The following is an 18,043-nucleotide window of genomic DNA, read 5'->3' as shown; positions in this document are numbered from 1 at the left end:
GAGCGAACTATAACTATGCGATCCGCGCCGGGCCGCCGTGACCAGGCCCGTCCCGCCGTACCGGCGGTGATCGAATTCCCCGGATTGGGTGCGGCGGGGCGCGGGTATCCGCCGGTCGCACCGCGAGGAGGCGGTGACACCGCAGGAACAGTGGTGACGCCGCGGGCGAGAGCCGGCGACGCCGCAGGGGGAGAGGACGCGCCGTGTCGATGATGCGGACCAAACCGATCGAGGATGTCATCGCCCAGGGGGACGAGGAGGGCGGCGAACGCACCCTGCGCCGGCGCCTCGGGCCGCTGGACCTGATGGGCTTCGGGATCGGCATCGTGATCGGCACCGGGATCTTCACGCTGACCGGTGTCGAGGCGCGCGACCACGCCGGGCCGGCGGTCACCATCGCGTTCGTGATCGCGGGCGTCGCCAGTCTGCTGGCCGCGCTCTGCTACGCCGAGCTCGCCTCCAGCGTGCCGACGGCCGGCAGTGCCTACACGTACGCGTACGCGACTCTGGGGGAGATCTTCGCCTGGATCATCGGCTGGGACCTGGTCCTCGAGTTCGCCCTCGGCGCGGCGGTCGTGGCCCGCGGCTGGTCCGGTTACCTGGCCGAGCTGTTCGACCTGCCCACGGCGCTGTTCGGGGAGGGCAGCAGGGTCAACGTGGGCGCGGTCGTGATCACCCTGCTGCTGGGTGTGGTGGCCGCCACCGGGGTGCGCCAGTCCTCGCGGGTCACGAACGTGCTGGTCGCCGTCAAGATCGCGATCTGCGTTTTCGTCGTGGTGGCCGGGTTGTTCTTCGTCAAGGCCGCGAACCTCACCCCGTTCGTGCCGGCCGCACAGCCGAGCCCCGAGCAGGAGTCCGGGCTCACCCAACCGCTCACGCAGCTGCTCTTCGGCTACGCCCCGTCGACGTACGGCATCGCCGGTGTCCTGACCGCGGCAGCGGTGGTGTTCTTCGCCTACACGGGTTTCGAGGCCGTCGCCAACCTCGGTGAGGAGACCCGCCGGCCCCGCCGTGACCTGCCGCTCGGACTGTTCGGCACCCTCGCCGTCTCCGCGGTGCTCTACGTCGCGGTGTCCTTCGTCGTGGTCGGCATGGTCGACTACCGCAGCATCGACCCGGGCGCGCCGATCGCGTCGGCGTTCTCCGCCGTCGGCGCCGGCTGGGCGTCGGCCCTCGTGTCGATCGCCGCGGTCGCCGGTCTGACCAGCGTGATCCTGGTGGACATCGTCGCGATCGGCCGGATCGGGTTCGCGATGTCCCGGGACGGACTGCTACCGACCTCGGTCGGTGCGGTGCACCCGCGCTGGGGCACCCCGTTCAAGGTGACGATCGGGGCGACAGTGTTCATCGCCGCGCTGGCCGGTTTCGTGCCGCTGTCGTCGCTGGCGAACCTGGTCAGCATCGGGACGCTGTTCGCGTTCGTCATCGTCTCCGTCGCGGTGCCGGTGCTGCGCCGGACCCGGCCTCGGCTGGAACGGCCGTTCCGGGTGCCGTTGTCCCCGGTGGTGCCGGTGCTCTCCGCGCTCGCCTGCCTCTACCTGATGACCAACCTGTCGGTGGAGACCTGGCTGCGGTTCCTCGCCTGGATGGTGCTGGGGCTCGCGGTCTATCTCCTCTACGGCCGGCGCAACAACCGCCTGGCGCGCGCCGACGCGAAGTGACCACCGCCGTTTGAGGGTTGCCCGCCCGGAGACCTGGTCGCAGGCGGGCAACCCTCCACCGAGTGTTCAACGGTACCGTTGAGGAAATGGATATCAAGGACATCGCGCGGCCACTCGACGGCGCGGGCATCTCGGCGTTCCTGCAATCCCTTCCCGTACGGCCGTGGCTGCTCGGCCTCGGCGAGGCGCGGCACTTCGTCGGCGAGCTGGGCGACGTGCGCAACGAGATCTTCCGGCACCTCGTCGAGCACGAGGGCTACCGATCGCTGGCGGTCGAGAGCGACTGCCTGTCCGGCATGATCGTCGACGAGTACGTCAGGACCGGCGCGGGCGACCTCGACGAGGTCATGAGCAGCGGCTTCAGCCACAACTTCGGTGGCGCGCCGGGCAACCGCGAACTCGTGCGGTGGATGCGCGAGTACAACCAGGAGCACGAGGACAAGCTGCGGTTCTTCGGCTTCGACGGCCCGCTGGAATACTGGGCGGCGAGCCCGCGGGAGGCGCTGACCGCCCTGCACGACCTGCTCGACGGGCCGCTGGGCTGCACCCGGGAAACCCTCGACGCGCTGCTCGGCCCCGACGAGCGCTGGTCGAACCCGGCCACGGTGATGGACCCGTACCAGTCGATCGGGCAGTCCGCGGACGCCCAGCGCCTGCGCGTCATCGCCGACGATCTGCTGGCCCTGCTCGACACCCAGCTGCCACGGCTGACCGCCGCGGACCGCGAGCGGGCGGAGCTGTACGGCCGCACCGCCACCGGCCTGCTCCGCTATCACCACTGGATGGCCGACACGTCCCCGGCACGAATCTCCCGGCTGTCCGGGCTGCGCGGCGCGATGATGGCCGCGAACCTGCAGGCTGTCGCCGCGCACGGCCCGGCCCTGGTCTTCACCCACAACCTGCACCTGCAGCGTGCCGAGAGCGTCATGTCGCTCGGCGACCACGAGGTGCGGATGTGGAGCGCGGGCGCGATCACCGCCGCCCGCCTCGGCAACCGCTTCGCCTACCTGGCCACGGCGTTCGGCACTGTCGGCGACGATGTCCCGCCCGCGGACACCGTCGAGGGCATCCTGTCCGGACTCCCGTGGGACAACGCCCTGATCGACACCCGGGGCCTGGCCACGCTCGCCGGCGGAGCCACCCCGCGCGTCTCCACGGACTTCGCCTACTTCCCCCTGGACCCGGCCCACCCCGGCGCGATCGACGGCCTGGTCTTCCTCAAGCAGGTCCTCGACGTGCGCGCACCCGCCTGAGCCGGCTTGTGGGCGTGCGTCGCGTCGCGGGCCGGTGCCTATCGACGCGGCGGGCCCGCCTTCTTCAGCTCGCCGACCGGCGTGTACGCGTCGTGCAGCTTGCGCAGCGAGCGGAGGGCCGACCGGATCTCCTGCAGGTAGCGTTCCGGGCCGAAAATCTGCTCGGCGTCGAAGCCGACCGTGTCGACAGCGCAGCCGTACTCCAGGGTCAGCAGCCGGATCGCGTCGGCGTGCTGGAACGGGACGTAGATCGGTGACGTGACGATCAGGACCGAGTCGTCCGGGCCCGGGTGGTGCTCGCCCGCCCAGAAGCGGTACGTGTCCGAGGTGTCCGCCCGCCGCGCGCCCGGCTCGGCCGACGGCGCCGCCATCGCCTGCACGAGCGTGCCGTCCCCGGCCGCGAAGCTGGTCACCGACCAGGACTCGTTCGTGACCGGGCCGGTGGTGCCACGGTGCTCGACCGGCTCGGACAGCCCGAAGCTGTCACGCAGGCCGGCCCGCATGGCGTCCACCTCGTACGCGCATCCGGTCAATCGAGGATCGGCCAGCTCGACCTCGTGCAACGCGCGGAAGCTGCCCAGCCCGGCGATCGTGGGGGAGCCGGCGGCACCGGACCGCCAGAGCCGGGCGGCGTAGTCGGCGCGTCGGAGGCAGGTGTCACCGAGGCCGCCGAGAACCAGCAGGTGGGTGTAGCCGGTCGCGCTCGGCTTCTGGGCGCCGACCATGCCGAGAGCGGTGGCGGTGCGCTCGACGACGGTGGTCAGGGCCGTACCGAGATCCTGAGGGGCGACCATGTGACGCTCGAGCCCGCCGCGCCGGAAATCCCAGTGGTCGCCGGAGAAGTCATCCAGCCAGGCCAGCACATCCGCGGTGCCACCGCCGGGCAGGCTGCCGCCGAAAGCCTCCACGAGACTCCGCAGCGGCGCCGAGGTGATCCACTCACGGATGCCGCCGGCGAGGTCACCGGGCGGGCTCGCCGGCAACGGCACCGGTGCTGTTCTGTCCAGATCCACACCGCGATCCTGCCATCGCCCCGCCGGACCGCCCGACGCGATCGGTGTCGCGGGTGAGCCGGCGCGCCGGTCCGGCGTCCGGGAGTGCGAGGCTCCGCCGGACGCTCCCTGTCACCCGAGACATCGATGTCTCTGGTCGTCTCCGGCTGACACAATGTGGCTCGTGAGCCGAACCGTGTTACGGATCGTGCAGATCACTCTGGCCGCTGTCGGCAGCCTGGTGGTCATTCCGTATGCGGTCAACACGGCCCCTCCGGCGTGGCTGACCACGCATGTCGCGGCGCTGCGCGTGGTGGCACTCGGATGTCTTGCCCTGATCATCGTGTTCCAGGCCGTCGACGGGCTGACCGCGCCCGGCGAGACCCGGGTCTGGCTCGGCGCCAATCATCCGCACAACCTCGACCTCGCCGTCCGGCGGGTGGAAACGTACCTGCGGCAGCGCCAGGAAGGGCTGCTCTCCGAACGCATCCGGATCATGCTGGAGGAACGCCCGGATGCCGTCCGGCAACCCGTTCACCTCGTGCGGCGCGTCGGCGGCGCCGAACACGAGATCTCCGGGACCCGGCGGGTGGTCGAGGTGTTCGACGAGATGACGGGCTCGATGCTGATCCTCGGCGCCCCCGGGGCGGGCAAGACGACCCAGCTCATCGATCTCGCCCAGCAGTTGCTGACCCGGGCACGTGCGCGCCGCGAGGCGTCGATCCCGGTGCTGTTCGACCTGTCCGACTGGGTGAACTCCCGGCCGTCACGCTGGAACCTTCGCCGGCGCGGGGACGACGAGGAGACACGCACCGTGCGGAGCTGGCTCCTCGGTGAACTCGAAGAACGTTACGGCTTCCACCGCTGGCTGTCCCGCCGCTGGCTCCGCGAGAACCGTTTCGTGGTGCTGTTGGACGGGCTCGACGAGGTTCCCGCCCGGCTCCGCGAGGCCTGCGTGGATCAGATCAACCAGATGCAGCGGGACGCACAAGTCGCCCGGATCGCGGTGTGCAGCCGCGAGGTCGAATACGAGAAGCTGACCCGGCGCCTGAGATTGCAGGGCGCCGTGCTGGTCCGCCCGCTCACCCGCGAGCAGGTCCTCGAGTACCTGGCCGTGGCCAAACCCCGGCTCGCGGAGATCGCCGCCACGCTCGACGAGGACGAGGCGCTGTGGGAGCTGCTCACCACGCCGCTGATGCTCAGTGTGATGATGCTCGCCCACTACCAGGGCCAGGACTGGCAGGCGGTCATCCTGCACGCCGATCCGGAGGAGAAACGGCGGCGCATCTTCGACGCGTACATCGTGGAGGTGCTCGCCCGTCCCCGCGCGCAGCAGGGCGCCCCGCCGGTGCAGACCCTGCAGACGTTGAAGACGCTGTCCGAGCTGGCCGGCCGGCGCGAATCCGGGATCCAGGTCGTCTTTCCCGGCCGTACGGACCTCCGATCGGTCCTGCCGTCCGAGGTCAGCGATCTGGTGCGGCAGTGGCTGGTCCCGCTGCCCTTCGCGGTCTGCCTGGCAGCTTGCGCCGCGGTCCTCGGCCGGCTGGGCGGGGTGACCGCCGCCGCGGTGATGATCGTGGTGTGCGCCGGCGTCCTCCTCCGGTTCCCGGCACGCCCCGGGCCGGGCACGCCGGGCGGCGACGCGGCGCTCGCCCGGCTGTCGGGTTTCCTGGCCGTGGTCCTCGCCGGGGTGACCGTGATCGTGCTGGGCGTGGACGCGCTGAGCACGGGTTTCGACTCCGTGCTTGCCCTGATCGTCCTGGTCCTGCTGGTGAGCGTTGTCGACATCGCTCTGCTGCTCACCTTCGGCGGGCCGCACATCGCGCTGATCCTGGCGGTCTTCGGCCTGCTGTTCTTGGTGGCGATGACGACAGCGGCGAGCGGGGTCGACGAGGTCGCGGTCCGCAGCGCTGTCATCGGGCTGTTCTGTGTCGTGGCGGTGGTGTGCCTGATCGTCTGCGACACCACGCTGCGTCCGCCGTCGGAGTTCGCTTCCGGTGCCGCGATCAGGGTGGTCGAGGCCCTGGTCACGATGATGATCGCGGTGGCGGTCGCGGGTCTCGCGGCCACACCGCGGCCGTCGGCTGCCGCCGCGCTGACGGGCTGGGTCGTCGGTGTCCTGTTCGGATACCCCGTCGCCCACGCGGTGGCGCGTGCGGTGCAGATACCCATGGCGCGGGCGGCCGCCGCGGTCCTGCGCCGGCCTGATCCGTGGAACGGTGCCTTCCTGGCGTACGCGGCGGACCGCAGCCTGCTGATCAGCGCCGACTTCGGATACCGGTTCGTCCACCTGCTCATCCGTGACCATCTCGCCGAGATCGACCCGGAGAGGCTCGCCGGGGAGGTCCGGCTGCGACGCCTCGAGATCGGCTCGGCGTAGACCACCGGTGGTCGCCGCTCCGCAGCGCCGGCACGGAGAGGGCCGGCGACCACTGAGGCGCCGGCCCGTCCGTGCGGGGTGGGTCAGGGCTGCTGGTGGCCCTGCTGCTGGCTCTGGCGCTCGCGCTCGGCCGCCAGCTGCTCGAAGACCTCGTTGACCTGGGCCTGCTCCGCCTGCTGCATGGTCAGCAGGGTGGCCCGGTCGGTCTCGGAGAGGCGGGCCTGGTACATCAGGGCGCCGGTCACCACGAGCAGCGGCAGGCTCCACGCGAGCGAGGCGTGCGAGTCGGAGTCGGTCAGGCCGCCCAGCACCATCAGGGCGGCCGGGATGGCGATGAACCAGCTGAGCCGCTTCACGCCGACGCGGCCCAGCGGGTTGCCGTAGTACCACATGACGGCGGCCTTGAGCAGGCCGAAGCCGAGGAGCGCGGGAACCCCGGCGAAGACCAGGACGAAGAGCATGACGATGATCCGGGCGCCGGTGCCGTCGGGACCGTGTGTCCAGGCCGCGAAGAGCAGCGCGCCCGCCGCGGCGAACGGCAGCAGACTGTACGCCCCGGCCAGCTTGCCACCGAGCTGGTCCTGCGCGGTCGGGACCTGGCCCGGCAGCGGGCTGGTCTGCCAGTCGGTGAACACGTCGCTGCGGTTGCGGAAGAAGACGGTCACCATCCCGGCGGTCAGGGCGGCCGCCGGGATCGTGACGGCGAGACCCGTGACGACGTCCCCGTCGAAGATCAGGCCGAGCCCGAAGCACATGACGATGAAGGCGAAGGCGAACAGTAGGCGTACCGGCCGGTGCAACACGATGTGAATCTCCCCGTGGTCGATGGTTGATGCGCGGTCACGCACCTTACAGGGAGGGTCTGTGGACGATGGATCAGTGCGCGCGGTGGTCCCGGTAGCGCGGGGCGAGCTGGGGTGACTGGTTGCCGAACGCCGCCAGGTCCGCGTCGAAGACCCGGTCGAGCAGCCCGCTGTCGTGCACGCCGGGGGCGATGACGGTCTCGCCGAGCGCGATCCCGGCCAGGGCGGCGGTGACCACGTCGTCAGCGGTCATCCGGGGCAGCGCCGACAGGTCCATGCCCTGGACCTCGTGGAACTCGGTGGCCACGATGCCGGGGCAGACGACGTGGACGGTCACGCCGGTGCCGGCCAGTTCGGCCCGCAGCGTCTGCGCCATCGCGACCGTGTAGGCGAGAGTGCCCACGTAGACCGCGCGCTGCCCGGCCGGCGGGGCGGCCGGGGCGGGGCCGGAGAAGGCCAGCATCCCCGCGACGTTCACGATGGTGCCCGCGCCGCGGCCGATCATGGCGGGCACCGCCGCCCGGCTCAGCAGCGTCGGAGCGGTCACCTTGACGTGCATGAGCTCGCCGGCCTTCTCGACCGGCAGCTCGGCGAACGGCATGTAGTGCGCGACGCCAGCGTTGTTGACCAGCATGTCCAGCGGGCGGCTCGCCGCGATCGCGGCCACCTCGGCGACCCCGGCGTCGGTGGCGAGGTCGGCCGCGACGACCTGGACGTCGACGTCCGGCAGGGACGCGGCGAGCGCCTCCAGCCGGTCCTTGCGACGGCCGACGACCACGAGGTCGTGACCGTCGGCGGCGAGGCGTTCGGCGAAGGCCTTGCCGATTCCGGAGGAGGCGCCGGTGACGAGAGCGAGTGGCATGGGTGTGCTCCTGGAGGTGCGGTCGGGGAAGGTTGCGGGCTCACGACGTACCCGAATCGTCTTGATGTCTTTGATCGTGGTCCTCGCCGTGCGGCGGTGCCAGAGCCCTGCTCGTCCTGGGACTGCCGGACCCACCGTCCGGCTTGTCCGATCAGGCGAAGAGCGTCACTGATCAGGATGAATCACTGGTACAGCATGACGCGGTAGCTGACAGTGAGGAGTGTGAACCGCGTGGAGTGGTCCGATGTCGCGTGATCTTCGCCGGCGGCCGCGTCCCGTCCGGGCCGCCCGGGGCGTGTCGCCGCTGAAGGTGACGCTCGCCGTGGCGGGGTCGGTCATCGCCGTGATCGTGCTGTTCGCGGCCGGGATCGCGGCCGAGCAGTACGGCCGGCGACCGGCCGCCGCGACCGCCACCACCCGCCCGCCCGCGAAGGCCGGGCCGGGCCTGGGTGACGCGGTACGCGACGGCAAGCTCGAGTTCGTGGTCTCGCGGGTGGACTGCACCCGGCGGACCGTCGGCGCCGAGCGCCTCACCCGCACCGCGGCGGGCAGGTACTGCGTGGTCAGCATGTCGGTGCGCAACATCGGCGACGGCGCGAAGTTCTTCGTCGGTCACGGGCAGAAGGCGTACGACGCGTCCGGCGCCGAGTATGCCGGTGACGAGCTGGCCGGCGTCTACGCCAACCGGGGGACCGAGTCGTTCCTGCGCCGGCTCGCCCCGGGTGAGAAGGTGGCCGGCAAGCTGGTGTTCGACGTCCCCGAGAACGGCAGCCTGACCAGCCTCGAGGTGCACGACTCGCCGCTGTCCCACGGAGCCGTGATCATTCTCGGTCAGCGTTGAGGCTCACGCCTAGCTGACCGTGGTTGCCTATTGCCACCGGACAGGCCAGGCGCGGCCGACCAGCACGGAGCGCGGCTACCGGGACGCCGGAGAAATGCTGGAACGGCAGGGCGGCCTCGTGGAGTTGGAGGCGATGTACGACCGTCTCATGGTGTTGGTGGCGACCCGTCCCGCGACGAAAGTGGTACGTACGCGAGCCGGTGAGATCGAGCAGGCCTACCGCGACTTCCGCGACGCCGTGGCGTAAGCCTCGACCGCGGCTGTGAATCCCGCCATCTGAGGTGTGGTGCTCGGCCGTACTACGAAACACCCGCCTCGGGAACGGTGGCGCCTGAGGCGAGCCGGCGCAGGTGGTTGGCCTGGGCGGTGTTCCACAGTCCGTAGGCGATGGTGGCGCACGCGGTGCCGAGGGCAACGACCGCGACGACCGTGTTCACGGCGGTGCCCGTGAGGGCGAGCAGGAGGATGCCGGTCAGGCCGACCAGCGTGGTCCACGTCGCGAGCCAGTAGTCGATTTTCCGCTGGAACAACGGCGCGAACGGGTAGAAGTGCAGGCCGACGACGAGGGCGATGGCGGGAACCACATAGTCCTGCCGGCCGGTGGCGTTGAGGATGATCGCCGCGGCCGCGATGAGCACGAACTCGGCGCCGAAGACGATGCCGAACCACATTCCCGTACGGCGGTGAAAGCGCTGGTCAGCCTCGCTGAGCTCGGCCGGGAAGGCGGCCCGCACGCGCAGCAGCCGGATGGCGGTGGTGACGAACAAGGCGGCGAGCAGCAGGCCCAGCGTCCACAGCGTGGCGGCGACGGCGATCGGCAGGACCGCGAAGAGGTTCGTGAGCCAGAGCAGCGTGAAGAAGCTCATCAGGAACAGGCCGGAGGTGACGCCGGCGATGATGGGCCGGGGTGGGAGTGACATGCAGGGAAGGTAACAGCGCGGACCACGCGGCCGGTGATCGCTCACCGGCCGCGTGCTCGGACCGTCAGGCGCCGGGGCGCGAGACGTCGCCGCGCCAGGCGCCGGTCTCGGTGCCGCGGCTCTCGATGAACTCCTTGAACCGCTTGGCGTCTGCCTTCACCTGGTGGCTGTCGACGCCGACCGCGCTGCCGACCTTCTCCACCAGGCCCTCCGGCTCCCAGTCGAGCTGGATGGTCACCCGGGTCTCGTTGTCGGCGAGGCGGTGGAAGGTGACGACGCCGGCGTGCTTGGTGTCGCCGCTGGTGCTGCGCCACGCGACGCGCTCGTCGGGGTGCTGCTCGGTGATCTCGGCGTCGAACTCACGGGTCTGGCCGCCGATCTTGGTCACCCAGTGGGTGTGGGTCGGGCCGGTCTGGCTGATCGACTCGACGCCGTCCATGAACTTCGGGAAGTCCTCGAACTGGGTCCACTGGTTGTACGCGGTGCCGATCGGCACGTTGACGTCAACGGACTCGGTCACGGTGCTCACGATTCTCTCCTTCGTTCGGGATACCGGTGGACTACCCGGCGACGAGCGTCCCAAACAGATTGCGTCGATTGGCGCGTCGATTCAGATCGTGGCAGGGTGGAGCCGTGGAATCGGTCTGGGACTACCCGCGTCCGCCGCGGTTGGAACGCACCACCTCCCGGGTGACGATCGTGCACGCCGGGATGGTGATCGTCGACAGCGATCGCTGCTGGCGGGTGCTGGAGACCTCGCACCCGCCGGTCTACTACGTGCCCCGCGACGACATCACGGCCGGGGCGCTGGAGCGGGCCGCCGGTCGTTCCTTCTGTGAGTTCAAGGGTGACGCGACCTACTGGGACGTGGTGGCCGGTGACGTCCGGGTGCCGCAGGCCGGCTGGTCCTACGAGAGCCCCACTCCGGCGTACCGGGAGATGGCCGGAGCCGTCGCCTTCTACCCCAGCCGGGTCGACGAGTGCCGGGTCGCCGGTGAGCTGGTCCAGCCGCAGGAGGGCGACTTCTACGGCGGCTGGATCACCTCCGGCATCGTCGGCCCCTTCAAGGGTGGCCCCGGCACGCTCGGCTGGTGACGGCATCAGCACGAGGCGGTCGCCGGTGACCGCGGTCCAAGCCTGGGCGACGTGGCGAGCCGGCCCGCCTAGCTTGCTCCGTGGTCTCGCCAGTAGGCCCGCGAGGCAGGGAGGCGGAGCAGCACCAAGGCGCCCGCCACCAGGACGAACGTCGCACCGCCGGTGGCCCGGGTCAGGGTGCCCCACCAGGGCGCCGGGTCGTAGCCGCCGGCGATCAGCGCCAGCAGCGCCACGGCGAGTGCCGGGACGCACAGGATCCAGACGATCGCGCCCGCCGTCCGGGAGCCGAGGGCGGTGAGGACGGCGAACAGCACGACGACCAGTCCGATTCCGATCGCGACCAGGGACACCGTCGTGTACGCCGAGGTGATCGACGACACCTGCCCTTCCCCGTGGGTGCGGTTGAGGAAGATCACCTCGAACTGTGACAGGCCGAGGAGGGTGCCCACCGCCCAGGTCGTCCAGAGCGAGGCGGCGCCGCCGAGGAGGTAGGCGGCGGCGAAGACCGGGCGCGGGCTCATCGGGTCGCCGTCCGGCGCCGCTTGCGCAGCAGCAGCCCGCCGGCCAGCAGCCACAGGGCGATCGGCAGCAGGCCGGCCACCCAGAACAGCGTGGGCGGTGACGGCGGCCGGTGCGCGTCCTCGTACGACAACTCGTTCGTCTCGTTGCCGAACCAGAGCTCACCGGCCCGGTCGGTGGCCGGCCCGCCCGAGACGTCGGACACCGCCTCGCTGACCCCGGGGTGCCGGGCGGCGAGGTCGTCCGCGGAGAGTTTCGCGGTGGGCGTGGCGGTGAAGTCGACGCCGCCGTACACGTAGGTGTTGGTGTAGATCGTGTCGCCGCTGCGGGTGGTGCGCTTCACGGTGAACTCGCCGTCGCGGTAGGACTTCACGTACGCGTCGAAGGTGTCCTTCGGCTTCCAGCCGGTCGTGGTGACCCATGGCGTGATGTCCCCGCTGCCGACGATGCTCTTGTACGCCGTCTCCTTGGTGGCGCTGCGCTCCCGGTACCACTGCGCCGCGACCCGGCTGGCGTAGACGCGGCGCAGGTCGGCGTACTCCGGCGCGGTGTTCACCGCCTTGACCACCTGCGGCAGGATGAGCGACCGGTAGACCTGCTCGTTGTGCTGGGTGTCGGCGGTCGCCTGCCCGGGGCAGTTGTCGGCGCCGGAGAGCTTCTTGTACTCGGTCTCCATCTTGACGTCGAGCGGCGCGTCCAGGATGAACAACTCGGTGCCGTTGTCCCGGACCGTGGCCGGGGTCGGCACGATCCACTCCCGCATGGAGATGCAGCGCTGCTCGCCCCGCAGTCGGTCCCAGTAACTCAGGCCGGCCGCGGTGTCGGGGTGGATGAGCTTGGCGACCGTCTTCTTCATCTCGAAGTCGGCCTCCAGCAGGACCCGTCCGGCGTCGGTGCGGCCGAACCGCTCGTCGACGATCCGGTTCGGTTCCTCCGGGTTCAGGTTGACGGTGAAGGCGCTCTCCGGCAGCGCGAGCCAGGTGAAGAACGAGTCGGCGGCCAGTTTGGCGGCCTTGGCACCACCGAAGGAGATCTTCTGGTTCGGGTCGGGATCGACGTGGTACGCGTACTTGACCCCGGCCGCCCCGGTGAAGGTGTCCGAGAGGTAGCGCAGCTCCAGCGTGGAGAAGTCGACGCCGCCCAGCGGCCGGGGTGTCTCCGCCATGTCGCTCGCGTCGACGTCGGGGGAGGCCGAGGCGTCCTCGACGAGCCCGTCGGTGATGCTCCTGGCCTCGTCGTAGGACTCCTGGTCGTCGGGGGAGTCCGCGATCTGCTCGGTCGCGGCGCTGTCCCAGGACTGCTGACCACCGGCGACGATCGCGCCCGAGAGCCGGGCCTTGGCCGCGTCGTACTTCCTCGCCGTGCCCGTGGCCGGGAACACGCTCGCATAGACGGCGCGCTTGCCGACGTTCGCCGCGCCGTACTTCTCGCGGCGCGCGGCCAGCAGGCGCTCGTTGAACTTCTCGAGCACCTGGATGCCCTCCGGGCTGGGTCGTGCGATGAAACTGATCGCCAGGTCGGCGTTCTTCTCCAGGCAGACCCAGAAAAGCACGTCGTTGAGCTGCTTGACATCGACATCGGCGGTCGCCTTGAGTTCGACGACCAGGTCCCATTCCCGCTCTGCGGCGGTGTCGTCCTTCTCCCGGAGGTCGTCCACCCGATAGTTCTTGTTCCGGCCGTTCTTCGTCTTCCCCGGGAGCTCGACACCGGGGACCTTGCCGTCGCGCACCGTGAACCGCGGGTCGGTGTAGACGCCGTTGTCGGTCCGGTACAGACCTTCGAAGGCTTCGCCGAGAGGACGGGCGTTGAGGGGGTTGCGGTAACGGTTCTTGTAGGTGCTGAACTTCGACTTCCTCGTCTTGCCGGCCGGTTTGTCGAGGTAGTCGCGCCACGCGGTCAGGAAATGGTTCTGCCCGCCCACCCCGAACGACTTCCAGAACTGTTCCTCGCTCACCGTCTCGGCCTCGACTCCGTGAGCTTTCATCCCGTCCCGGTAGGCGGCATAGGCCCGCTGGAAGTCCGGGTCGTTCCGGTAGCCCTCGGTCAGCCAGTACCGCTGCGCGTCGAGGATCTGCGCCCCCTGCCCGGCGGCTCTCATCCGTTCCTGGTACGCCTCGTAGTCCTCGACGAAATCCTCGTCCTTCAGATCGTGGTCGTCCCTGATGCCATGGTCGGGAAGCGCCCTGAGGTACTGCTCCTCCGTCATCCACTCCGGGACGTCCAGATCCTCGGGGGCGAGCTGCTCGTACGTGAAGCTCCGCTTGGTCAGGTCCACCTTCGCGTCCGGGTCGAAGATGTTCTGCCCGGGCAGCGTCCAGCCCGGCGGGTTGTACTCATCCGCCCAGGCCGGTGCCGGCAACGCTCCCACCAGGGAGAAGGCCAGGGCGAGGGCGAGCAGGAAGGCGTACGCGGGCCTCGGCCGGATTCTCATCAGGGCTCCCTCGTGGACGGAAGCGGCTGTCACACCGCCCACAAGGTATCGCCTGGAATCAATTCCTATTGATCTTTACGGGCCAGGCGCCGGCAGCGGGTGCCCAGATAGCGGCTGATCGACATGCCGGCCTGCAACTCCTCGACCGGCACGTAGGACCGGTTGTCCCGGCCCACGTTCACCAGGCGCGGCCCGTCCTGCCAGGACCACTGGCCGTCGCCGGCCCGGCGGTAGGCCTCGCCGGTGTACCAGGCCGCGCCCTCGACCAGGTCGCGATTGGCCGGATCGAGCACCGCGGCCTTGTCGCCGAGAAGCTGGATCAGCAGGTCGGCCAGGCGGTTCAGGGAGGCCGGGGAGAAGTCCCACGTCCCGTCCGGCGCCCAGCGTGCCACCCAGCGCGGGAAGTCCGCCTCGCGGCCGGCGAGCCAGGCGTCGACCTCGGGCGACGCCGGCGCGGGGTGCGGGTCGAGCCCCGGCGTCGGCTCCTTGACCGGCCGCCACCCCGGCTCGGTCCGCGTGCGCGCCGCGACCGCCGAGGCCCACGCGTCGAACGTCTCCGCGGCGAGCCCCTCCTCCTCGAACAGCTCCGCGGGGGTCACCTCCGGCAGATCAAGAGCAGGATCAGCGCGTACGGCCGGATGTCCGTCCCCGGCGACCCACCCGCCCCCGGCGGCGCGCAGCAGGGTCTCGCCCAGGTAGGCGGCACAGCCGGCGACGAACTCCGCGCTCACGTCCCCCGTGGCGAGCCGCTCCAGCACGGCCAGGTCGTCGCGCCCGTAGTCGAGCCGCAGACCGAGCCCTTCCAGCCCGACGATCCGCGGCTGGACGCTGTCCACCCATTCCTCGAGGTCCATGCCGGCGATCGTAACCACGCCGGTCACGGCGTACGCCGGAAAGGTGCGGGTGATCGACGGCGGCGACAACGTGCACGTCGGCCGGGACCTGCTGGAGAACAACTTCTACAAGACGAACCGGGTCCTCGACCAGGACCAGTTCCTGGTCCGCGTCGACCGCTGACCGCCCGGCCGGATCATCGGCCACCCCATCGGGGCGGCGCCGTCAACGGTGTCGCCCTGATGGCCAGATCTGCAGGCGGTATCGCTCGTCGGGCTCGTGGTAGGCGGTGACCCGGACGCCGTACGTCCCGGCGCCACCCGGCAGGGGCGTCCCGGCCTGGACCGCCGAGTCCTGCGACTCGTCGATGCACCACTGCCCGGTGCTCAGGTCGATCTCGCCCTCCACCGCATAGTCGTACGGCGTCTCGTCGCCGATGAGCAACGGCCGGCGCGACCAGATCTCGACCGCGGCACGCACGCTGCCCGGGTCGGCCACCGTGCGCACGGCCACCGCCGAACCGGAGAAACCGACGTCACCGGCGTCGGCCAGCCGGCCCGCCGCCTGCAGGTCGGCGAGGTAGCCATCGGCCCGCGCGTGCAGCCAGAAGGTACGGAACGAGGGCGAGACAACAGTCTCCACCGCGGACAATCGAACGGCCATACCGGACATCCTCGCAGCCGGACTCCGGAGCCGCGCAAGGCCGGACGCCCCGGTCGAACACCACGGCGGCGACGCCCCAGCTGCCGGGGACCACGCCGGTCACGGCGTACACCGGAAAAGATGTCGTAGCCCGCTGCTACCTTCCGTCGATGCCGATCATGTCGAGTTCGGACGCGGAAGCCACGATGCGCCTCGTGGCGGGCAGCATCCGGGTCATGCAGCAGCGCTACAACAACCACCACGTCGGGCAGAACGAGCTCCGGCAGTACACCCAGCACGCGGCCATGGTGTGCGGCTGGGCGCCCGCCGGGACGGGCGAGGCGTTGCTGGCCGCGCTCGTCGACCCGGACGGGCCCTATGACACGGTGCCGATCCAGCGCGAGGTGACGCCCGAGGTGGTCCGGCTGACCGGGCAGCTCGCCGCCGCCGTGGCAGCGCTGGAGAGTGACGACGCCGGCCATGACGAGCGGGTGGAGGCGGCCGAGACCGCCGCGAGCTTCCAGAGCACCGGCATCATGGGCAGCGCCTACCACTCCGACTACAGGCAGTGGTGGGCCGCGGCGAGCAGCATGCGCGAGCGGGCCGGCGACCTGCTGCGCGCCCAGCCGCCGGCCGTGCGGCAGACGCTGTTCGACAGGTGGACGGCCACCGACGGCTCCGCGAAACCCCACCTCGACCCGCACCGCAGCCTGATCGGCGCCATGCTGGCCGGCGGTGGCGTCGACGGCCGGGGCTGGCTGGACAGGCTGGGCGACTTCGACCTGCTACACAGCGGCGACTGGACCGAGGAGATCATCAAGGCCGAGCACCGTGCGGGCCGGCCGCATCCGTGGGCGCTCGGCACCTGGCGCCGGGTGCAGATCGAGGACGGCAACGCGGACACCGGCAGAGAGTTGTGGCCGGTTCCGAGCCCTGGCGAGCCGTGGGCCGATCGCGCCGTCGCGGACGTCGAGGCGATGGCCGGCCCGCGCCGCGCCGACTGGCACGCGCTGCTCAGCCACTGCGTGCCCGCCAAGGACTCGGCGCGGCCCTCGACCGCCTGGCGCAAGGGAGCCGGCCCGCTGCTCGATGCGGTCGGCGCCGACGAGTTCGCCATGGTCGTGGACGAGTGGCTGGCCCTGGTGGGTGCCTCCCGGACCGGGCCGGTCCCGACGCCGATACCCGACCGGTACAACGTCCGGCTGCTGTCCGGCCTGCTGTGGGTGCGCGCGATGTGCCCGCCGTCGGAAAGCTACCTGCGGCACCTCGGCCAGATCGCGGAACGGGCCACCCGCAACGTCCCCGGCCACGGCCCGGCCAGCCCCAAGCTCGCCAATGCGGCGGTGACGGCGCTGGTCGGCGCCGACCATCCCGCCGCGGTCGAGCAGCTCACCCGGCTCGCGTCCCGGCTGACCTACAAGAGCACGCTCCGCCTCGTCAAGAAGGGCCTGGAGGACCGCGCGACGGCGGGGCCGCGTGTCACTCCAGGTCCACGGTGAAGCCCGCGCCGGTGGCGGCCAGGACACCGTCGACCGTCTGGCCCGGGGCGAGCCGGCGCAGGACCAGGCCGTCGCCGGTGACGTCGAAGACCGCGCGGTCGGTGATGATGCGGTCGACCACGCCGGCGCCGGTCAACGGCAGGGTGCAGCGGCCGACGACCTTCGGGCTGCCGTCCTTGGCGACGTGCTCGGTGACGACGATGACGCGCGGGGTGCCGGCGACCAGGTCCATGGCGCCGCCCATGCCCTTGACGAGCTTGCCGGGGATGGTCCAGTTCGCCAGGTCGCCGTTCGCCGCGACCTGCAGCGCACCGAGGATCGCGGTCTGCACGTGACCGCCGCGGATCATGCCGAACGAGGTGGCCGAGTCGAACACCGACGCCTGGGGCAGCAGGGTGACGGTCTGCTTGCCGGCGTTGATGAGGTCGGGGTCCTCGTCGCCCTCGTAGGGGAACGGGCCCATGCCGAGGATCCCGTTCTCGCTCTGCAGGGTCACCCGGACGCCGTCGGGCAGGTGGTTGGCGACCAGGGTGGGGATGCCGATGCCGAGGTTCACGTACTGGCCGTCGGTCAGTTCCGACGCGGCGATCGCCGCCATCTCGTCACGCGTCCACACGGGCCCGCACCGTCCTCTGCTCGATGTCCTTCTCCTGGATCTCGGTCCGGACCAGGTGCTGCACGTAGATGCCCGGGGTGTGCACGTCGTCCGGGTCGATCGCGCCGAGCTGCTCGGTCTCGGCGATCGTGATCCGGCCGGCGGTGGCCACGAGGGGGTTGAAGTTGCGCGCCGTGAGGCGGTACCGCAGATTGCCCTCGAGGTCGGCACGATGCGCCCGGACCAGCGCCAGGTCCGCGACGATCCCGAGCTCCAGAATTGTCCGTACGCCGTCGAAGGTCTTCTCGGGTTTGCCCTCCGCGATCGGCGTTCCGGCGCCTGTCGGGGTGTAGAAGGCGGGAATGCCGGCGCCCCCGGCGCGCAAGCGCTCGGCGAGCGTGCCCTGCGGGACGAACTCGACGTCGAGCTCGCCGTCGAGGTACTGCCGGGCGAACAGTCTGTTCTCGCCGACGTAGGAGGCGAGCACCTTGCTGACCTGCTTGTTCTCCAGCAGCAGGCCGAGGCCCTTGCCGTCGACGCCCATGTTGTTGCTGACGATGGTGAGGTCGCGGACGCCGGTGTCCCGCAGGGCGATGATCAGCGAGGCAGGGATGCCCGACAGGCCGAAGCCCCCGACCGCCACGGTCATGCCGTCCCGGGCGACGGCGGCGACGGCCCGTGCCGCGCTGTCGACGAGTTTGCTCATGGACGCGCAC

Annotated in this window: 19 protein-coding genes; 8 read left to right on the top strand and 11 right to left on the bottom strand. The window is 70.8% G+C overall.

Annotation, left to right across the window (positions count from 1 at the left end; genetic code table 11):
- Positions 1 to 209 precede the first annotated feature (209 nt).
- Positions 210 to 1,661 (top strand): amino acid permease, encoded by a 1,452-nt coding sequence (locus Acy02nite_RS28120; protein WP_239175298.1) that lies wholly within the window; start codon positions 210 to 212, stop codon positions 1,659 to 1,661.
- Positions 1,662 to 1,747: 86 nt separating this feature from the next.
- Entirely contained in the window at positions 1,748 to 2,914 is a 1,167-nt protein-coding gene (locus tag Acy02nite_RS28115; protein WP_203745945.1) for an erythromycin esterase family protein, read from the top strand.
- 38 nt (positions 2,915 to 2,952) lie between these two features.
- Here Acy02nite_RS28115 and Acy02nite_RS28110 read toward each other — a convergent pair whose 3' ends face one another.
- Positions 2,953 to 3,927: a hypothetical protein gene (locus tag Acy02nite_RS28110; RefSeq protein WP_239175278.1), complete on the bottom strand. Its 975-nt coding sequence runs from the start codon at positions 3,925 to 3,927 to the stop codon at positions 2,953 to 2,955.
- Positions 3,928 to 4,090: 163 nt separating this feature from the next.
- Between Acy02nite_RS28110 and Acy02nite_RS28105 the strand changes: the two genes are divergently transcribed.
- Positions 4,091 to 6,286: an NACHT domain-containing protein gene (locus Acy02nite_RS28105; protein WP_203745936.1), complete on the top strand. Its 2,196-nt coding sequence runs from the start codon at positions 4,091 to 4,093 to the stop codon at positions 6,284 to 6,286.
- Between the two features lie 83 nt (positions 6,287 to 6,369).
- On the opposite strand, the gene Acy02nite_RS28100 is transcribed toward Acy02nite_RS28105, so the two are convergent.
- Positions 6,370 to 7,089: a hypothetical protein gene (locus Acy02nite_RS28100; RefSeq protein WP_203745934.1), complete on the bottom strand. Its 720-nt coding sequence runs from the start codon at positions 7,087 to 7,089 to the stop codon at positions 6,370 to 6,372.
- Positions 7,090 to 7,162: 73 nt separating this feature from the next.
- Positions 7,163 to 7,951, bottom strand: a complete 789-nt coding sequence (locus Acy02nite_RS28095; RefSeq protein ID WP_203745932.1) for an SDR family NAD(P)-dependent oxidoreductase — start codon at positions 7,949 to 7,951, stop codon at positions 7,163 to 7,165.
- Between the two features lie 244 nt (positions 7,952 to 8,195).
- On the opposite strand from Acy02nite_RS28095, the gene Acy02nite_RS28090 reads away from it, so the two are divergent.
- Together Acy02nite_RS28090 and Acy02nite_RS28085 are read left to right on the top strand one after the other, a co-directional pair.
- Positions 8,196 to 8,792, top strand: coding sequence for a DUF4352 domain-containing protein (locus tag Acy02nite_RS28090; RefSeq protein WP_203745923.1), 597 nt, complete (start codon positions 8,196 to 8,198; stop codon positions 8,790 to 8,792).
- A gap of 94 nt (positions 8,793 to 8,886) precedes the next feature.
- A complete protein-coding gene (locus tag Acy02nite_RS28085) occupies positions 8,887 to 9,039 on the top strand; it encodes a hypothetical protein (protein ID WP_203745921.1) in 153 nt (50 codons plus the stop codon).
- 52 nt (positions 9,040 to 9,091) lie between these two features.
- On the opposite strand, the gene Acy02nite_RS28080 is transcribed toward Acy02nite_RS28085, so the two are convergent.
- Together Acy02nite_RS28080 and Acy02nite_RS28075 are read right to left on the bottom strand one after the other, a co-directional pair.
- Entirely contained in the window at positions 9,092 to 9,712 is a 621-nt protein-coding gene (locus tag Acy02nite_RS28080; protein ID WP_203745919.1) for a hypothetical protein, read from the bottom strand.
- A gap of 64 nt (positions 9,713 to 9,776) precedes the next feature.
- The gene (locus Acy02nite_RS28075; protein ID WP_203745917.1) at positions 9,777 to 10,241 is read right to left on the bottom strand and encodes an SRPBCC family protein; all 465 of its coding nucleotides are present in this window, start codon (positions 10,239 to 10,241) and stop codon (positions 9,777 to 9,779) included.
- A gap of 104 nt (positions 10,242 to 10,345) precedes the next feature.
- On the opposite strand from Acy02nite_RS28075, the gene Acy02nite_RS28070 reads away from it, so the two are divergent.
- A complete protein-coding gene (locus Acy02nite_RS28070) occupies positions 10,346 to 10,807 on the top strand; it encodes a DUF427 domain-containing protein (RefSeq protein ID WP_203745915.1) in 462 nt (153 codons plus the stop codon).
- Between the two features lie 68 nt (positions 10,808 to 10,875).
- On the opposite strand, the gene Acy02nite_RS28065 is transcribed toward Acy02nite_RS28070, so the two are convergent.
- The 3 genes from Acy02nite_RS28065 to Acy02nite_RS28055 form a co-directional block, all read right to left on the bottom strand.
- Positions 10,876 to 11,328, bottom strand: a complete 453-nt coding sequence (locus tag Acy02nite_RS28065) for a hypothetical protein (protein ID WP_203745913.1) — start codon at positions 11,326 to 11,328, stop codon at positions 10,876 to 10,878.
- A complete protein-coding gene (locus Acy02nite_RS28060; RefSeq protein WP_203745911.1) occupies positions 11,325 to 13,757 on the bottom strand; it encodes a hypothetical protein in 2,433 nt (810 codons plus the stop codon). The genes Acy02nite_RS28065 and Acy02nite_RS28060 overlap by 4 nt, the downstream gene beginning before the upstream one ends.
- A 65-nt stretch (positions 13,758 to 13,822) precedes the next feature.
- Positions 13,823 to 14,611, bottom strand: a complete 789-nt coding sequence (locus tag Acy02nite_RS28055) for a hypothetical protein (RefSeq protein WP_203745910.1) — start codon at positions 14,609 to 14,611, stop codon at positions 13,823 to 13,825.
- Between Acy02nite_RS28055 and Acy02nite_RS28050 the strand changes: the two genes are divergently transcribed.
- Positions 14,610 to 14,774, top strand: a complete 165-nt coding sequence (locus Acy02nite_RS28050) for a hypothetical protein (RefSeq protein WP_203745908.1) — start codon at positions 14,610 to 14,612, stop codon at positions 14,772 to 14,774. The two genes, Acy02nite_RS28055 and Acy02nite_RS28050, sit on opposite strands and share 2 nt — an antisense overlap.
- A 42-nt stretch (positions 14,775 to 14,816) precedes the next feature.
- Here the strand turns inward: Acy02nite_RS28050 and Acy02nite_RS28045 are convergent, their stop codons facing one another.
- Positions 14,817 to 15,254, bottom strand: a complete 438-nt coding sequence (locus Acy02nite_RS28045) for a hypothetical protein (RefSeq protein ID WP_203745906.1) — start codon at positions 15,252 to 15,254, stop codon at positions 14,817 to 14,819.
- A 149-nt stretch (positions 15,255 to 15,403) separates the two neighbouring features.
- On the opposite strand from Acy02nite_RS28045, the gene Acy02nite_RS28040 reads away from it, so the two are divergent.
- Positions 15,404 to 16,732, top strand: coding sequence for a hypothetical protein (locus Acy02nite_RS28040; protein ID WP_203745904.1), 1,329 nt, complete (start codon positions 15,404 to 15,406; stop codon positions 16,730 to 16,732).
- Here the strand turns inward: Acy02nite_RS28040 and Acy02nite_RS28035 are convergent.
- Positions 16,713 to 17,348, bottom strand: coding sequence for a CoA transferase subunit B (locus tag Acy02nite_RS28035; protein WP_239175276.1), 636 nt, complete (start codon positions 17,346 to 17,348; stop codon positions 16,713 to 16,715). The two genes, Acy02nite_RS28040 and Acy02nite_RS28035, sit on opposite strands and share 20 nt — an antisense overlap.
- The gene (locus tag Acy02nite_RS28030) at positions 17,335 to 18,033 is read right to left on the bottom strand and encodes a CoA transferase subunit A (RefSeq protein ID WP_203745902.1); all 699 of its coding nucleotides are present in this window, start codon (positions 18,031 to 18,033) and stop codon (positions 17,335 to 17,337) included. Before Acy02nite_RS28030 ends, Acy02nite_RS28035 begins: the two co-directional genes overlap by 14 nt.
- Positions 18,034 to 18,043 lie beyond the last annotated feature (10 nt).

The organism is Actinoplanes cyaneus, assembly GCF_016862095.1.
In the GTDB taxonomy this organism is placed as follows: Bacteria; Actinomycetota; Actinomycetes; order Mycobacteriales; family Micromonosporaceae; genus Actinoplanes; species Actinoplanes cyaneus.
This window is presented reverse-complemented; position numbering and strand designations above follow the sequence as displayed.

Bases quoted from the DNA above. Each gene is read 5' to 3' on its own strand.
- Acy02nite_RS28120 (WP_239175298.1), top strand. From the start codon at position 210: ATGATGCGGACCAAACCGATCGAGGATGTCATCGCCCAGGGGGACGAG.
- Acy02nite_RS28115 (WP_203745945.1), top strand. From the start codon at position 1,748: ATGGATATCAAGGACATCGCGCGGCCACTCGACGGCGCGGGCATCTCG.
- Acy02nite_RS28095 (WP_203745932.1), bottom strand. From the start codon at position 7,951: ATGCCACTCGCTCTCGTCACCGGCGCCTCCTCCGGAATCGGCAAGGCC.
- Acy02nite_RS28090 (WP_203745923.1), top strand. From the start codon at position 8,196: ATGTCGCGTGATCTTCGCCGGCGGCCGCGTCCCGTCCGGGCCGCCCGG.
- Acy02nite_RS28085 (WP_203745921.1), top strand. From the start codon at position 8,887: ATGCTGGAACGGCAGGGCGGCCTCGTGGAGTTGGAGGCGATGTACGAC.
- Acy02nite_RS28080 (WP_203745919.1), bottom strand. From the start codon at position 9,712: ATGTCACTCCCACCCCGGCCCATCATCGCCGGCGTCACCTCCGGCCTG.
- Acy02nite_RS28065 (WP_203745913.1), bottom strand. From the start codon at position 11,328: ATGAGCCCGCGCCCGGTCTTCGCCGCCGCCTACCTCCTCGGCGGCGCC.
- Acy02nite_RS28060 (WP_203745911.1), bottom strand. From the start codon at position 13,757: ATGAGAATCCGGCCGAGGCCCGCGTACGCCTTCCTGCTCGCCCTCGCC.
- Acy02nite_RS28050 (WP_203745908.1), top strand. From the start codon at position 14,610: ATGCCGGCGATCGTAACCACGCCGGTCACGGCGTACGCCGGAAAGGTG.
- Acy02nite_RS28055 (WP_203745910.1), bottom strand. From the start codon at position 14,611: ATGGACCTCGAGGAATGGGTGGACAGCGTCCAGCCGCGGATCGTCGGG.
- Acy02nite_RS28045 (WP_203745906.1), bottom strand. From the start codon at position 15,254: ATGGCCGTTCGATTGTCCGCGGTGGAGACTGTTGTCTCGCCCTCGTTC.
- Acy02nite_RS28040 (WP_203745904.1), top strand. From the start codon at position 15,404: ATGCCGATCATGTCGAGTTCGGACGCGGAAGCCACGATGCGCCTCGTG.
- Acy02nite_RS28030 (WP_203745902.1), bottom strand. From the start codon at position 18,033: ATGAGCAAACTCGTCGACAGCGCGGCACGGGCCGTCGCCGCCGTCGCC.